At 70.4% G+C, this 14,721-nt stretch carries 14 protein-coding genes and 1 pseudogene; 7 read left to right on the forward strand and 8 right to left on the reverse strand.

All coding sequences use genetic code 11. The annotated features are described in order from the left end of the window. Positions 1-83: 83 nt before the first annotated feature. Positions 84-1,493: pseudogene (locus tag ACFY1L_RS19240) on the reverse strand (xylan 1,4-beta-xylosidase); the annotation flags it as partial. 211 nt (positions 1,494-1,704) lie between these two features. Between ACFY1L_RS19240 and ACFY1L_RS19245 the strand changes: the two are divergent. Together ACFY1L_RS19245 and ACFY1L_RS19250 are read left to right on the forward strand one after the other, a co-directional pair. Further along, entirely contained in the window at positions 1,705-2,799 is a 1,095-nt protein-coding gene (locus ACFY1L_RS19245; protein WP_388825122.1) for a DUF5925 domain-containing protein, read from the forward strand. Between the two features lie 15 nt (positions 2,800-2,814). Next, the gene (locus tag ACFY1L_RS19250; protein ID WP_388825125.1) at positions 2,815-3,591 is read left to right on the forward strand and encodes a DUF72 domain-containing protein; all 777 of its coding nucleotides are present in this window, start codon (positions 2,815-2,817) and stop codon (positions 3,589-3,591) included. Here ACFY1L_RS19250 and ACFY1L_RS19255 read toward each other — a convergent pair. Beyond that, entirely contained in the window at positions 3,576-3,947 is a 372-nt protein-coding gene (locus tag ACFY1L_RS19255; RefSeq protein WP_388825128.1) for a GntR family transcriptional regulator, read from the reverse strand. The genes ACFY1L_RS19250 and ACFY1L_RS19255 overlap by 16 nt on opposite strands. A gap of 72 nt (positions 3,948-4,019) precedes the next feature. Here ACFY1L_RS19255 and ACFY1L_RS19260 point away from each other — a divergent pair, with 72 nt between their 5' ends. After that, a complete protein-coding gene (locus tag ACFY1L_RS19260; RefSeq protein WP_388825130.1) occupies positions 4,020-4,952 on the forward strand; it encodes a GNAT family N-acetyltransferase in 933 nt (310 codons plus the stop codon). Continuing rightward, the gene (locus ACFY1L_RS19265) at positions 4,933-5,439 is read left to right on the forward strand and encodes a DUF402 domain-containing protein (RefSeq protein WP_388825133.1); all 507 of its coding nucleotides are present in this window, start codon (positions 4,933-4,935) and stop codon (positions 5,437-5,439) included. The genes ACFY1L_RS19260 and ACFY1L_RS19265 overlap by 20 nt, the downstream gene beginning before the upstream one ends. Positions 5,440-5,456: 17 nt before the next feature. On the opposite strand, the gene ACFY1L_RS19270 is transcribed toward ACFY1L_RS19265, so the two are convergent. Continuing rightward, on the reverse strand, positions 5,457-6,083 hold the full coding sequence (locus ACFY1L_RS19270; RefSeq protein WP_388825135.1) for a class I SAM-dependent methyltransferase: 627 nt from the start codon (positions 6,081-6,083) through the stop codon (positions 5,457-5,459). 138 nt (positions 6,084-6,221) lie between these two features. Here ACFY1L_RS19270 and ACFY1L_RS19275 point away from each other — a divergent pair, with 138 nt between their 5' ends. Beyond that, on the forward strand, positions 6,222-6,356 hold the full coding sequence (locus ACFY1L_RS19275; RefSeq protein WP_361277042.1) for a hypothetical protein: 135 nt from the start codon (positions 6,222-6,224) through the stop codon (positions 6,354-6,356). 10 nt (positions 6,357-6,366) lie between these two features. On the opposite strand, the gene ACFY1L_RS19280 is transcribed toward ACFY1L_RS19275, so the two are convergent. Continuing rightward, on the reverse strand, positions 6,367-6,816 hold the full coding sequence (locus tag ACFY1L_RS19280) for a GNAT family N-acetyltransferase (RefSeq protein WP_388825138.1): 450 nt from the start codon (positions 6,814-6,816) through the stop codon (positions 6,367-6,369). Positions 6,817-7,004: 188 nt separating this feature from the next. Here ACFY1L_RS19280 and ACFY1L_RS19285 point away from each other — a divergent pair, with 188 nt between their 5' ends. Next, on the forward strand, positions 7,005-7,988 hold the full coding sequence (locus ACFY1L_RS19285) for a lytic polysaccharide monooxygenase (RefSeq protein WP_388825140.1): 984 nt from the start codon (positions 7,005-7,007) through the stop codon (positions 7,986-7,988). Positions 7,989-8,059: 71 nt separating this feature from the next. Here ACFY1L_RS19285 and ACFY1L_RS19290 read toward each other — a convergent pair whose 3' ends face one another. Beyond that, a complete protein-coding gene (locus ACFY1L_RS19290) occupies positions 8,060-8,920 on the reverse strand; it encodes an esterase/lipase family protein (RefSeq protein WP_388825143.1) in 861 nt (286 codons plus the stop codon). A gap of 172 nt (positions 8,921-9,092) precedes the next feature. After that, positions 9,093-9,539 (reverse strand): MarR family winged helix-turn-helix transcriptional regulator, encoded by a 447-nt coding sequence (locus ACFY1L_RS19295; RefSeq protein ID WP_388825146.1) that lies wholly within the window; start codon positions 9,537-9,539, stop codon positions 9,093-9,095. Positions 9,540-9,644: 105 nt separating this feature from the next. On the opposite strand from ACFY1L_RS19295, the gene ACFY1L_RS19300 reads away from it, so the two are divergent. After that, positions 9,645-10,019: a cupin domain-containing protein gene (locus tag ACFY1L_RS19300; RefSeq protein WP_388825149.1), complete on the forward strand. Its 375-nt coding sequence runs from the start codon at positions 9,645-9,647 to the stop codon at positions 10,017-10,019. Between the two features lie 195 nt (positions 10,020-10,214). Here the strand turns inward: ACFY1L_RS19300 and ACFY1L_RS19305 are convergent, their stop codons facing one another. After that, positions 10,215-11,189, reverse strand: a complete 975-nt coding sequence (locus tag ACFY1L_RS19305; protein WP_388825152.1) for a hypothetical protein — start codon at positions 11,187-11,189, stop codon at positions 10,215-10,217. Further along, positions 11,186-14,614, reverse strand: a complete 3,429-nt coding sequence (locus tag ACFY1L_RS19310; protein WP_388825155.1) for a DNA polymerase III subunit alpha — start codon at positions 14,612-14,614, stop codon at positions 11,186-11,188. The genes ACFY1L_RS19305 and ACFY1L_RS19310 overlap by 4 nt, the downstream gene beginning before the upstream one ends. Between the last annotated feature and the right edge of the window lie 107 nt (positions 14,615-14,721).

Raw genomic sequence — 14,721 nt, forward strand, 5'->3', positions numbered from 1 at the left:
GGGGGGGGGGGGGGGGGGGGGGGGCGGGGGGGGGGGGGGTGGGGGGGGGGGGGGCGGGGGCGGGGCCCCCCCCCCCCCCCCCCCCACTTCACTTCGTACGCCTGCATCGTGAACCGCTTGCCGTCGATCTTCGCGTCGATGGACCGGTCGAGGATGTTGACCACCAGGACGGTCCTGTCGGTGGCGAGGACGCGGACGTTGGGCACGTCGTCCGCGGCGACCGGGACCGTCCTGTACGTCGTCCCGGGCGGGAACTCCTTGTGGAAGCGGGAGACCAGGTCGAACATGGGCAGCTTCTTGCCGCCGGACGAGCTGTTCGTCGGCGTCCACAGACAGCCGGAGCAGTCGCCCCCCTTCTCGTCCTCCGGGTTCCAGTAGAAGCCGGAGGAGGCGCCGCCCTTGACCATGGCGATCATCCCGGCGGCCTGGACGGCGACCCGGCGGGTCTCGGACCAGCCCTTGCGCTCGTCGTTGCCGTCGGCGGGCTCGACGTAGTACTCGGCCCACCACAGCGGCAGATCGTCCGTCTGCTTCCGCACCCACTTGCCGACGGCGGTGAACTTGTCGGTGGCCGCGAACTCGTTGGGCAGCATCTCGTCGTCGTTGGTGTAGCTGGAGCCGTCCACGACGACGAAGTCGGCACCGGCCTTGTTCTTGTTCCAGTAGTCGAAGGCATCGAGGATGCGCTGGTCCATGGCGCCCCACGGGCCCTTGAAGGTCTTCGAGGCCTCGTCCGCGCGTGGGTCGACACTGTCCATGACCAGGTACGGTCCGCCGACCATGATGTCCTTGTCGACCTTCTTCAGGGCCTTGTACACGAGGTTGTAGAGCTTGGTGTAACCCTCGTAGTCCCAGCGGCCCTTGGCGTCGTTCCAGAAGCCCTTGAACTCGTTCCAGACGATGAAGTGGCGTACGTCCGGATAGCGCTTGGCGACGGTCGCGGCGAGCGCGGCGAAGTCCGCGTAGTGCTCGGGCTGCGGGGCGGTCTCCAGCGCGGACTGGCTCCAGTTGGTGTTGTCGACGCCGGCCTTGCCGCCCTTCATCCAGTCCGGGGAGCAGCAGAGGGTGACGACCGGGGTGCCGCCGGACTTGCGGATGAAGTCGATCCGGCGGTCCATTGCGTCGAAGTCGTAACGCCCCTTCACCGGCTCGGGGTTGTCCGCGCCCCAGCCCATGATCGCCTGGTCCTGCGGCATCCCCCCGGCGTCCGAGATCAGCCCCTCGACCCGCTCGGTGGCGGCGGAGCTGCCCTCGTCGGCGCTGTACTGGGTGTGCGTGAAGCCCCAGCCGACCTCGGGCCTGTCCTGGTCGGGCGGGGTCACCGGAGTGCCGTGCACCGTGTCGCCGTTGCGCGAGGTGCCCTTGGTGCTGTTGCCGCTGTCCGGAAGGGTGTTGATCAGCGTCACGATCAGTGCCAGTGCGGCCATGCCCACGCCGAGCAGCGCGGTGAGCCGCCACCGCCGTGCCCCCGAAGTCCACTCATGACGTCCCATCGAGGGCAACAGTAACCGCGGGAATGCCAGGTATGGCAGATGTTGTGAATGCACAGCTCTGTAACAGGACGGAGGGGATACAGGGAGCATGGAACAGGTGCACAGAGGCTGACATACCGGAAGCGAAGAAACCGGACGGGCACGGCCGACACAACCGGCGCACGGCGGAAACCGGGTGCACACCGCGCCCTCGTGCCGGATCATGGACGCCATGTCTGCGAACCCACACGACGCTCTGCCGATCCGGCTCAACGTCGACGACAGCGACTCGCCGTCCGACGTCGTCGACGCGCTGTTCCTCGGCCGCTTCGCGACGGGCGAGCAGCCGTACTCGCACGCTCAGAACATCGACCGCGTACGGTCCGGTGCGACGTTGCTGCCGTCGGGTGCCCGGGTGCTGCGCGTGGCCCGCGACGACGACCGCAGCGCGACGCTGGCGGAGGGCGACGGCTGGACCCTGCTGATCTCCCGCTGGAACAGGGGCGCGGACGTCACGGTCACGGCGACCACCGCCGAGCTGGCGAAGAAGGTCCTGGACCAGGCCACGGACGGCGCGGCGGACGAGCCCGAACCCCAGCCGGAGAATGTGACGATGGGCTTCTGGTACGTCTCTCCCAGGCGCGGCCCGCACCGCACGACCCGGCAGATCTCGGCCGGCACGTGGGACGACGTACGGGAGAACTACACCGCACCGGTGGCGGACGCGATGGACCGCCTGATGAAGACGACCCCGGAGGACATCGCGGGCCGTCTCCTGCTGCTGCACGGCCCGCCGGGCACGGGCAAGACCTCGGCCCTGCGCACCCTCGCCCGCTCCTGGCGGGACTGGTGCCAGGTGGACTGCGTGCTCGACCCGGAGCGTCTCTTCTCCGACGTCGGTTATCTGATGGACATCGCGATCGGCGAGGAGGACGGCGCGGGCAAGGGCCGCTGGCGGCTGCTGCTCCTGGAGGACTGCGACGAGCTGATCCGCGGCGAGGCCAAGCACACGGCGGGCCAGGCGCTGTCGCGGCTGCTCAACCTGACGGACGGACTGCTGGGCCAGGGCCGCAACGTACTGGTGGGCGTGACGACGAACGAGGACCTGGAGCGCCTGCACCCGGCCGTGGTCCGCCCGGGCCGCTGCCTCGCCCGCATCGAGGTGGGCGCGCTGACCCGCCGTGAAGCGGTGAACTGGCTCGGCACCGAGGAGGGCGTGGGCCGCGAGGGGGCGACGCTGGCGGAGCTGTACGCACTGCGCCGGGGCACATCGCCGACGACGCTGCCGGAGCCGCGGGACGGGGCTGACGCGGGGCTGTATCTGTAGTGCTTTGATTGACGTATGACCCTGTTCGTCGGGACGTCGGGGTGGCAGTACAAGGACTGGCGGGGTGTGCTCTACCCCGCCGGATGTCCTACGCGGCTGTGGCTGGAGGAGTACGCGGAGCGCTTCGCCACGGTGGAGATCAACAACGCGTTCTACCGCCTCCCGACGCGGGAGAACTTCGAGAGCTGGCGGGAGCGGGTGCCGCGGGATTTCGTGGTCACGGTCAAGGCCAGCCGCTATCTGACGCACATCAAGCGTCTGAAGGATCCCGAGGAGCCGGTGAACCGCCTGATGACGCACGCGGCCGGCCTGGGCGACCGGCTGGGCCCGGTGCTGCTGCAGCTGCCGCCGACGCTGAAGGCCGACGCGGAACTGCTGGACGCGTGCCTCGCGTGCTTCCCGTCCGGCACGCGGCTGGCGGTCGAGCCGCGGCACGACTCCTGGTGGACGCCGGAGGTCCGCAGGGTCCTTCAGGCCCGCGGCGCGGCCCTGTGCTGGGCCGACGTCCAGGCCCACCCGACGACCCCGCTGTGGCGCACCACCGACTGGGGCTACGTCCGCTTCCACGAGGGCCGTGCGAAGGCGTGGCCGCACTACGGGCGACGGGCGCTGGAGACTTGGGTGGGCCGGATCGCGGACACCTGGGCGCAGGACGAGGACGTGTACGCGTACTTCAACAACGACCCGACGGGGGCGGCTGTGGAGGACGCGATGACGTTCGCGGGGGTGGCAAGGGCGGCGGGCCTGGACGTGACCCGCACACCGGAGCGTTTGGCTCAGTCCTCCCCGTAAGCCGCCCGCAGGGCATCCCGCACGGCGGCCAGCGCCGCGTCCTCGTCCAGCCCGAGCCGCCGGGCCCGCTCCACGTAGGCCTGCGCAGCCGCCGCCAACTCCCGTTCCGCCGCCGAGCCCGCCGCAGCGACGAAGGTGCCGTTGCGCCCCCGCGTCTCGATCACCCCGTCGCTCTCGAGCGCCCGGTACGCCTTGGCCACCGTGTTCGCCGCCAGCCCCAGCGACTCGGCGAGCCCGCGCACGGTCGGCAGCCGGTATCCCACCGGCAGTACACCGGCCCGAGCCTGCTCGGAGATCTGCACCCGCACCTGCTCGTAGGGCGGCGCACTGTCATCGATGTGGATCTTCAAGGTCACAGAGCCGATTCTTCCGCACCCACCGGAAAATGAGGGGCGCCCGTGCGTGTCCCCCACGTAGCGTGCGCGCTCATGACTGTGAACGTGCGCGACCTCCGTCCCGACGACCGGGCCGACGTCGAGGCCTTCGCCCGGGTACGGCACCTCGCCCTCCCGTACATCCTGTGGACCCCGGACGCCATCACCCACCGCCTCGCCCACACCCACCCCGACGCACGCTTCGTGTCCCTCGTCGCGGAGGAGGACGGCGAGGTCATCGGCACGGCACAGGTGCAACTGGCGCACGACAGCCCGGAGCCGGGCCAGGGGATGCTCAACATCTACGTACGCCCCGACCGGACCCGCCGCGGCGCCGGCGACCTCCTGGTCCGTGCCGCCGAGAAGCACCTGACCGAGCACGACGCGACGAAGCTGTACGCCTGGGTCCTGGACGAGCCGGCCAACCGCGCCTTCGCCGAACGGCGCGGCTACGGCGCGAGCCGCTCCGCCCACTTCCTCCGCCTGGATCTGACCGCCGGCACACTCCCGCCGCTCCAACCCCTGCCGCCCGGAGTCGAGTTGCGCACCGCGGCCGACCTCGCGGACGATCCGCGCCCGATGTTCGAGCTGGACGCGGCGACGACCCAGGACGAACCGAGCGACGTGGACACCGAGTTCGCGGACTACGAGAACTGGATCGAGGAGTACTGGAAGCACCCGCTGCTCAACCGGGAGCTGACCACGGTCGCGTTCGTCGAGGGCCGCCCCGCCGCCTTCAGCGTGGCCTGGACGGATGCCGCCACCGGCCGCTACGCCACCGCCATGACCGGCACCGCCCGCGCCTTCCGCGGCCGCGGCCTGGCGAAGCTCGCCAAGAACGACTCCCTGCACCGGGCCCGCGCTGCCGGATACGCCCAGGCCTTCACGGGCAACGACACCGGTAACGGGCCGATGCTGGCGATCAACAAGTGGTTCGGGTACGAGATCTGCGCGTCGGAGGTGCGCTATGTCCGCGAACTCGGCTGAGCAGGCACGGCTGTTGAACGTCGTCCTCGTCAAGGCGGGCCGCACGAAGATCAGTTACGAGGCCGAGCTGCTCGACGACGACGGCACCCGCATCGCCGTACGCGCCCCCTGGGCGGGCGACGGGGTCCGCGACTTCGGCTTCGTCCGCTTCGAGGAGGGCGACGTCTTCACCGAGTACTACTGGCGCAACCGCTGGTATGCGGTGAAGGAGGTCCGCGACGCCGAGGGCGGGCTGAAGGGCTGGTACTGCGACATCACCCGCCCGGCCACGCTCTCCGGCTCCGGCTCGGAACTGATCGTCGAGGACCTCGACCTGGACCTGTGGCGCTCCGCCGACGGCACGGACGTACGCCGACTGGACGAGGACGAGTTCGAGGACAGCGGTCTGCCGGAGGCGGATCCGCAGGCCGCGGCGGCCGCCGTGGCCGCCCTGGACGAACTGGAGACGCTGGCCCGCGAGGGCGGCTTCGACGCGCTACTGGCCTGACGCGGCCCCCGGGGCCCTCATACCACCGCCACCACCGCGTACCGCTCGTCCGCGACCTCCTTCCCCCACAGCACCGCGTCCCCCGACAACCGCTCGACCCGCACCTCCGCGGCGAGCGGTGCCAGCAGGCCGGTGAGCACGTCGGCCGGGATACCCGCCGGGGTCACCGTCCCCCACACCCCCTCGACCAGCACGAGCCGCCCTCCCGGCCGCAGCAGTCCCCGCCAGTGCCGCAGGGCGCGGCCGGGGTCGGGCAGGGCCCACAGCACATGCCGTACGAGAACGACGTCGAAGCGCTGCTCCCCCACCGGCGGCGCCGCCGCGTCGCCGACGAGGAACGCCGCGTCACGGCCGGCCAGCTTGGCTCTCGCGAGGTCGATCATGGGCGCTGAGCTGTCCACGCCGGTGACGCGGTGTCCCTGTTCGGCCGCGAGGAGCGACAGACTGCCCGTGCCGCAGCCGAGGTCGAGGACGTCGGCTGCTCGCTCCGGGAGCCAGGAGGCGAGCCGGGCGGCCCACGCCCGCCGGATCTCCGGGTCGCGCAGCCCGTGGTCCGGCTCGTCGTCGAAGGAGGCGGCCTGTGCGTCCCAGTCCACGTCCGCGCCGGTCAGCGCCTCGCTGCGATCATCGATGTCATCCGTCATGAGCCCAAGAGTGACACCCGCCACTGACAGTCGATTCGTGACAGCCACCACAGACAGACCCGCACCGATGAGTCACTCTCCCGAAAAGGGTCTACCTCCGTGAGAACGCGGAACCCGGTACCCCTGAAGGAGGCAGCCATGCGCCGGACCACTGTGCACAAGCCCCTGAAGAAGTCGGACTCGCGCAGGGTCCGCGAGGAGGCCGACGCGCGTCCTGCCGGACGCCCCGAGGTGCGCAAGGACATCGCACGAACGTGGTGGCCCGACGGCTGACCGGCCCCGGTCAGTCCAGCCGCTTCCGGTAGTGCATGCGGTCGTAGGGACCGTCCACACGCCGTTCCACGAGCTCGTACCCGTACTTCGGATAGATCTTCTGGTTCTCCCACATCATCGCGTTGGTGTAGAGCCTGACCTCGGGCAGCCCGAGCGCACGCGCGCGTGCGTCCACGAACTGCAGCAGCCGTCGCCCCACGCCCCGGCCGTGTGCGTCGGGGTGGACGGCGATGCTGTCGAGGAACAGATGGTCGTCGTGCTCCTCGAGCACCACGAGCCCGATGACGGGGTCCCCCGTCACGAACACCTTCCCCGCGGCCACGTTCGCCGCGTGGTCCGCCTCCATGGGCACCGGCACCACCCCGATCCGCTCGATGTACGGGTGGTACGCGGCGTCGGTCACGGCCTTCACGGCCGCCACGTCGCCGACGACGGCCGGCCGGATCTCGTGCTCTCCCATGCCGGGAACGGTACCTACCTGATCCCAGTCTCAGCACTCCCTTAAGACCACCATAAGGATCTCCATCACCCGCCCTCAGCAGGCGATTTCACGGTTTCTTGGGGCTAGCTTCTGATCGCACCCCACGGGATCCGTCCCTCCCGGGATTCACCCCACGCATCAGACGAGCCGTTCCGAGGAGATTCCGCATGCCCGCACGCCGCCGCAAGGTCGCCACCTTCGCCGCCCTCGGCGCGGCCCCGCTCGCCCTGACCGCCCTCGCCGCCGCCCCGGCGTCGGCGCACGGCACGATGGGCGACCCGGTCAGCAGGGTCGCGCAGTGCTACGCGGAGGGTCCGGAGAGCCCGAAGTCGGACGCGTGCAGGGCGGCGGTCGCGGCCGGCGGCACGCAGGCGCTCTACGACTGGAACGGCATCCGCATCGGCGACGCAAACGGGCAGCACCAGGCACTGATCCCGGACGGCAAGCTGTGCAGCGCGAACAGCGAGGAGTTCAAGGGGCTCGACCTGCCGCGCGCCGACTGGCCCGCGACGAGCGTGAGCAGCGGCTCGTACACCTTCAAGTACCGCGTGACCGCCCCGCACAAGGGCACCTTCAAGGTCTACGTCACCAAGGCCGGCTACGACCCGACGCAGCCGCTGGCCTGGTCCGACCTGGATCTGGAGCACCCGGTGGCGACGGCCACCGACCCGGTCGCCTCGGGCGGCTTCTACACCTTCTCCGGCACCCTCCCCGAGCGCTCCGGCAAGCAGCTCCTGTACGCGATCTGGCAGCGCTCGGACAGCCCGGAGGCGTTCTACTCCTGCTCGGACGTCACTTTCGGCGGCAACAGCAACAGCGAGGGTTCTGGTACGACGAGCAGCGCGTCCCCGGCCCCGACGGCCTCCGCCCCCTCCGACGAGCAGATCGAGGAAGGTGCCGACAAGTCGACGGTCGAGCACCACGGTCACGGTGACGCCGACGCGAGCACGTCGGCGGACCCGACGCCCGTCGCCGCGGCCAACGAGCCCGAGGCGGCTGGGAGTTCGGAGAACCTCGCCGAGACGGGCGCCGACGGCACCACCCCGTACCTCGCCATGGGCGGCGCGGCCGCCCTGGCCCTGGGCGCGGCGACGCTGTTCGCCTCGGTCCGCCGCCGCTCGACCGGCAGCGGCGGACGACACGGCCGCTAGTACGGCCACGGGGGGCGGGGCCTGTCCGGCGGCTCAGGTCGGACAGGCCCCGAGGTGTGCGTCGGCGTGTGTCAGCTCAGCACCGACGCGCAGCTGGTCGTGGTGGCGTGCGCCGGGTCGAGCGCGTTGGCCACCTCGTGGAAGGCGATACGGTCGGTCAGCCCGAGCAGGGCGTGCTCGGAGAGGTCGAGCGAGCACAGGTTCTGGATCAGGACGTTGTGCACGTCGGAACCGCTCAGGAACTGACTGCGGTACGGCGTGACCACCTCGTCGTACTTGGTGGCGATCACCGTGTAGTGGACGCCGGGGACGGTGTCGCCGCCGGCGTTGAGCTTGGTCAGGAAGGCGGATCCGACGACCTGGTCGGCCAGCGCGGGTGTCGAGGTGGAGAGCAGGTCCCCGATGCCCGGGAAGTACGGCAGCAGGCTGGTGAACCCGTCCAGGTCGGTGCCGTGGTTGCTGGGCGCGATGCCCACCAGGGCGTTCACCTTGGCGGCCCCGCCGAGGAACTTGAGGTAGTAGCGGGGCATCATGCCGCCCTGCGAGTGGCCGACGAGGTCGGCCTTGGCGGCGCCGGTCGCGGCGAGCACCTTGTCGACGTAGACGGACAGTTGCTGCGCCGACTTGTCGATGGGACCGAGGCCGTAGACGAGGGGCACGCCGGACAGCTGGCCGTAGTCCAGGGAGAAGACGCAGTAGCCACGGTCCTCGAGGTAGGGCGCGAGGGCCAGCCAGTTGTCGACGGAGTTGGCGAAGGTCCCGTGAACCAGGACTACGGGACGGGGATGGGCGGCGGACGGCTTGCAGGAGTAGTCGTTCCAACCACGGCTGGAAGCGTCGGCCGCATGGGCGGCGGTGGCGGGGACGATGGCGACCGCGGCGGTCAGCAGCAGGGCAGCCAGGGGTCTGAGCAGTCGTTTCCAGGGCAGCATCGTGTGATCTCCTTGCGGCTCAAGGGAGTTGCGATGGCCTTACGCCCTGTGATCCGGATCACGAAGGATGCTGTTCACTCGTCAAGTTACGAGCGAGTAGTGCAAGTGTGAAGTTACGCGTCAGTAAAAACTTCCAGTGATAACTGACTCGCCAGTAGATCCTGATGAACCATCACCAGGCGGGCTTGATGGGCCCATTGGGCGCAACGCGCCACAACTGCCCATGCAGCGCCTGCACTTGACGCTCCCCCAGCACATCGACCCACCCCTGCACGACCTCGGCGGCAGCCTCCTCCGCGGCCCGCGTACAGGCCCACCCCCGCTCGGTCAGCACGACCAACCGAGCCCGCGCATCGACCGGATGCGGCCGCCGCTCGGCATACCCCTTCCGCACGATCTCGTCGACGAGCTGACTCGCGGCCTGCTTGGTCACCCCGAGGTGGACGGCGAGCTCGGTGACCGTCGCACCGTCCGGAGCGAGCCGGGCGAAGGCGAACCCGTGCGCGGGCCTCATCCCCTCGAATCCGCGGGCGACGACACCCTCATTGATGCGTTGTGTGAGCTCACCCGCGACGGCGAGCAGGGCGGCGGACAGGGCCATGGCCTCGGAGTTCTGCACGAAGGCATTGAAACACCCTTGACGAATTGGTCAAGCAGCTTGACCATGGACTCATATAGTCAAGCAACTTGACCATCCCAAACGGTCCATCACCGGAGGCAGCCCATGCCCGTCATCCGCACGTCCGAGGCCGTCACCCACGAGATCCACGGCGCCCGCTTCGTCTCGTACGCCACCCCGCTCACCGGCAGCAAGGAGCTCTGCGCCTGGCGAGGCGAGATCCCGCCCGGTACCAGGGCCCCCGTCCACACCGTCACCCGCGAGGAGATCTTCCACCTCCTCATCGGCGAACTGCTCATCACCCTCGACGGCCGCACCGACCGCATCACCGCGGGCGACACGGTGATCGTCAACCCCGGCGCGACCCTGGGCGTCGAGAACCCGACCGATCAGACGGCGATCTCCTGGGTCACCACGTCGATCGGCCTGGAGGCGGAGCTGGAGGACGGGTCGAGGATCACTCCGCCGTGGGCCAACTGACGCTTTCGGCGAGGAGTCACGCGCGGACCGGCTCCAACAGGCGGCCGCTCCAGTTGCGGCCGCCGGTGTACCTGATCCTCGCGTCACTGGTGCCAGGAAGTCGTTGCGCAGGACGGACAGGCCGGCGGCCGCCGGGCGGCCGTCCTGCCGTCGTCGGGTCCTCGGCGTGCAGGAGTTCGGGCACCCTGTGCCACCTCACGCCGCAAGCGCCCCCGGCATCACGACCCCCGCCCCGAACCGCGCCCGTAGCCGGTCCGCGGCCTCCTCGATGCGGCGGAGTTTCTCGTCGGTCGGGTCGAAGGTGAGCTGGTGGGAGGAGTGTTCGGCGGGGGTGAGGGACTCGGCGCGGAGGGCGAGGGCGCGGACTCGGGCGCGTTGGAGGCCGAGCGCCTCGTACATGTCGTACGCCGTCCGGGTCAGGGCGGCCGAGTGGGCCGTGGGTTCCTTGAGGGTGCGGGTGCGGGTCGTGGAGGTGCGGTCGGCGTAGCGCGCGGTGAGGGTGAGCGTGCCGCAGACCTTGTCCAGGGCGCGCAGCCGGGCGCCCAGCTCCTCGGCCGCCGAGAGCAGGGCGCGACGGTGGCGGTCATCGTCCAACTCGTCGCGCTCGAAGGGGCGTTCCGTGGCCAGAGAGCGGGAGACCGCGTTCGGGACGACCCGGCCGCGGTCGACACCGTTCGCCTTCTCGTGCAGTTCGCGGGCCGCCTTCGCACCGATCAGGCGCTGGAGTGTGGAGAGGGGTGCGGCGGCGACCCGGCCCAGGGTGTCCAGGCCGTACTCGCACAGGGTGCGGGCCGTTGCCGTACCGACGCCGGGGAGCGCGGAGACCGGACGGTCCGCCAGGAACTCCGCGATGCCGTCCGGATCACCGGGGACCTCGCACGTCAGCCCCGGCCGGGCATCCCGCAGCGCCACCCGGGCCAGCATCGGCCCAGGCCCCGCGCCGATCACGCAGTCGACGCCGTGCAGGGCGAGGGCGCGCACCCGGATCACCGACGCCAGCTCGACGGCACCGCGCCCGAAGTACCGTTCGGCGCCACGCAGATCGGCCAGCGCCCCGTCCGGCGGCAGCGCCTCCACGACCGGGGTGAAGTCCTCCAGCAGCCCGAGCAGCCCCGGCAGGGCGGCCTCGCACTCCGGAGGCAGCTGGAAACGTACGCACACGATGGTCATCCCGCACTCCCCGGACTGTGGTGCCACAACTTCCGTACCTGCGAAGGCTCCTGACCTGCCGGACGCAGATCGGCCCACGGGTTCATTTCGTATCCGGTGGGCATTTGGATTCGCCGTCCGCGGGACGGATCGCCGCCGCTCTCCGGCAACGGCTCCGCCAGCCGCTTCGCCACCTCGTCCAGCCCGCCCTCGGCACGCAGTTCGACCAGCTCGGCGAGGTTCCAGGCGGCGGCGCCCACCACGCTGAGGCTGCGCGGACCGCGCCGCTGCACCACCCCGCGCACCAGCAGCAGCCAGGAGTGGAAGACGGTGTGCGCGCAGGCGTCGTGGGAGTCGTCGAAGAAGGCGAGGTCGACCAGGCCCGTGCCGTCGTCCAGGGTGGAGAAGATGACCCGCTTGCCGGACCGGATCGGCGGCGTCTGGGTGGCCGCCTTGGCCCCCGCCACCAGCACCGTCTCGCCGTGCCGCGTCTCGCGCAGCCGACGCGCCGACACCACGCCCAGCTCCTTCAGGAACTCCCGGTGGTCGTCCATCAGATTGCGCGAGGCATCCATCGACAGCACTCCCAGCTCGGCACTGAGCTTCTCGGTCTCCGACAGATCCGGCAGCCCGGCCGACGCAGTCTTCCGCCCACCCGCCAGCGGCAGTTGACCACCGCCCGCACCGCGCGCTCCCCGGTGCAGCTCGGTCAAGTGCAGTTGCAGATCACGCCGGTTGGCACCGAAGGCATCCAACGCACCTACCTGGGCGAGCCGTTGAGCCAGTGGCCTGCTCGGCCGCGCCCGCTCCCAGAAGTCCAGCAGCGAGGCGTACGGCTGCCCCTCCGCGATCCGCGCCGCCTCGGCCTCATTGATGCCGTGCACGTCGGAGAGCGCCAACCGCAGCCCCCACACCCCAGAATCAGACACCAGTTCGATATGGTGTGCGACTCCCGACTCGTTCACATCCAACGGCAGCACCGGCACCCCGCGCCGCCGCGCGTCCGCCAGCAGCAGCCGCTTCGGATACATCCCGGGATCGTGTGTGAGCAGCCCCGCATAGAAGGCGGCCGGGTGATGGGCCTTCAGCCACGCGGACTGATACGTCGGCACGGCGAAAGCAACGGCATGCGCCTTGCAGAAGCCGTACGAACCGAAGGCCTCGACGATCTCCCAGGTCCGCTGAATTGTTTCCGCGCTGTACCCGTTCGCCGCCGCGTGCTGCGCGAACCAGAACCGGATCCGCCCCTGCGACTCCGGATCGGACAGCCCGCGCCGCACCTGGTCCGCCACCCCGCGCCCGCAGCCGGTCATGATGTCGACGATGTCGATGATCTGCTCATGGAAGACGACGACCCCGTACGTCTCCTTCAGCGGCCCCTCGAGATCCGGGTGCGGGTACTTGACGGGCGCCCGCCCGTGCCGCGCCTCGATGAACGGCCGCACCATGTCGGCGGCGACCGGCCCGGGCCGGAAGAGCGAGATGTCGACGACGAGATCGTGAAAGGTGGCCGGCTGCAACCGCCCCACCAGATCCCGCTGCCCGGGCGACTCGATCTGGAAGCACCCCAACGTCTCGGTGGACCGGATGAGTTGATAGGTCGCCGGGTCGCCGCTCCGCAGTGCGTCCAGGTCGATCCGCTCCCCCGTGACCCGCTCCACCTCGGCGACCGCATGCGCCATGGCCGACTGCATCCGCACGCCGAGCACATCGAGCTTGAGCAGCCCGAGATCCTCCACGTCGTCCTTGTCGAACTGCGACATGGGAAACCCTTCGCCACTGGTCGGCATCACCGGCGTACGGGCAAGGAGGGAGTTGTCCGAGAGCAGGACCCCGCAGGGGTGCATGGCGACCCCACGCGGGAGGGCGTCGAGAGCCTCGACCAGTTCCCAGAGTCGCCCGTACCGCTCCTTCTCCCCTGCCAGAGCCTTGAGTTCGGGCAGTTCCTCCAGTGCCGCGCGGGCGTCGCGAGCACGGATGTGCGGGAAGGACTTGGCGATGCGGTCGATCTCGGCGGGGTCCATGGACAGGGCCGCCCCCACATCCCGGATCGCATGCCGCACCCGGTACGTCTCCGGCATCGCGACCGTCGCAACCCGCTCCTCGCCGAACCGGCCGATGATCGCGCGGTAGACCTCCAGCCGACGCGCGGACTCCACATCAATGTCAATGTCGGGCAGCGCGACCCGCTCCTTGGACAGGAAGCGCTCCATCAGCAGCCCGTGCTCGATCGGATCGGCATGGGCGATACCGAGCAGATGGTTCACCAACGACCCCGCACCGGAACCACGCGCGGCAACCCTGACACCCATCTCCCTTACGTCATCCACTACTTGAGCGACCGTCAGAAAGTACGAGGCGAAGCCGTGGTGGGCGATGATGTCCAGCTCCCGGTGCATCCGCTCCCAGTAGACGCGCTTGCCGGAGTGGCCGTGCAGCACCATCCCGGCCGCCGCCCGGGAGGCCAGCGCCCGCTGGGCGGTACGGCGGCCCGCGCCGACGAGGTGCGGCTCGGGGAAGTGGACGGTGCCGATGCCGAGGTCGTCCTCGGGGTCGACCAGGCACTCGGCGGCCGTCGCCTCCGTCTGCTCCAGCAGACGGTGGGCGGCGTCGCGCCGGTAACCCGCGGCCTCGACGATCCGCTCGGCGGCGTGCACCATGGCGCCCGCGTCCTTGAGCCAGGCCTCCCCGGAGTCCAGTTCCTTCCTCGGGTCGACGGGGACCAGACGGCGGGCCGCGTCCAGGACGTCGGCAACCGGGCCGAGGCCGGGGTCGGCGTAACGGACGGCATTACTGAGCACCGGGCGAATCCGCTGCTCGGCGGCGAAGCCGACGGTGCGGGCGGCCAGCCGCAAGGAGCCGGGGCCGGTACCCGTGCGGTCGTGCCAGACGGCCTCGAGACGCAGGGCGTCGCCGTAGATCTCACGCCAAGGGACGAGCAGCTTGGCCGCACGGTCCGGACGCCCGGCGGCCAGCGCGCGGCCGACGTCGGAGGCGGGACCGAGCAGGACGGTCAGACCGTCGGCATGGTTGTCGGACCAGGGCAGCAGAGGCGGACCCTCGCCGGCATGCCCCGCCGTGACCAGACGACACAGCCCGGCCCAGCCGCGGGCACCGTCCCGGGCGAGGAAGGTGACGCGGGGTGTCGACTCGTCGATGAAGGCACCACCGCGCACGGGAGTGCGGCGCCTGTCCCGTCGTACGGGATCGCCCTCCTGCACCCGGGCGGGCAGCTCCACCCCCAGCTCCACGCCGAACAGCGGCCGCACCCCCGCCTTGGCACAGGCCTTGGCGAAACGGACCGCGCCCGCGAGGGTGTCGCGATCGGTGAGGGCGAGGGCGTCCATGCCCCGCTCGGAGGCACGCTCGGCCAGCCGCTCCGGGTGCGAGGCCCCGTATCGAAGCGAGAACCCGGAGGCGGTGTGCAGATGAGTGAAGCCAGGCATCCGCACCTCCCGATATCGAACATCAGTTCCCGACTGCCCCACCCCCACCATAGACCAAAAATCAAACGTCTGTGCGACAACCGTTCGGCCCTTCCCTACCTGCGGAA

This window comes from Streptomyces sp. NPDC001663 (genome assembly GCF_042893105.1).
Taxonomy (GTDB): Bacteria; Actinomycetota; Actinomycetes; order Streptomycetales; family Streptomycetaceae; genus Streptomyces.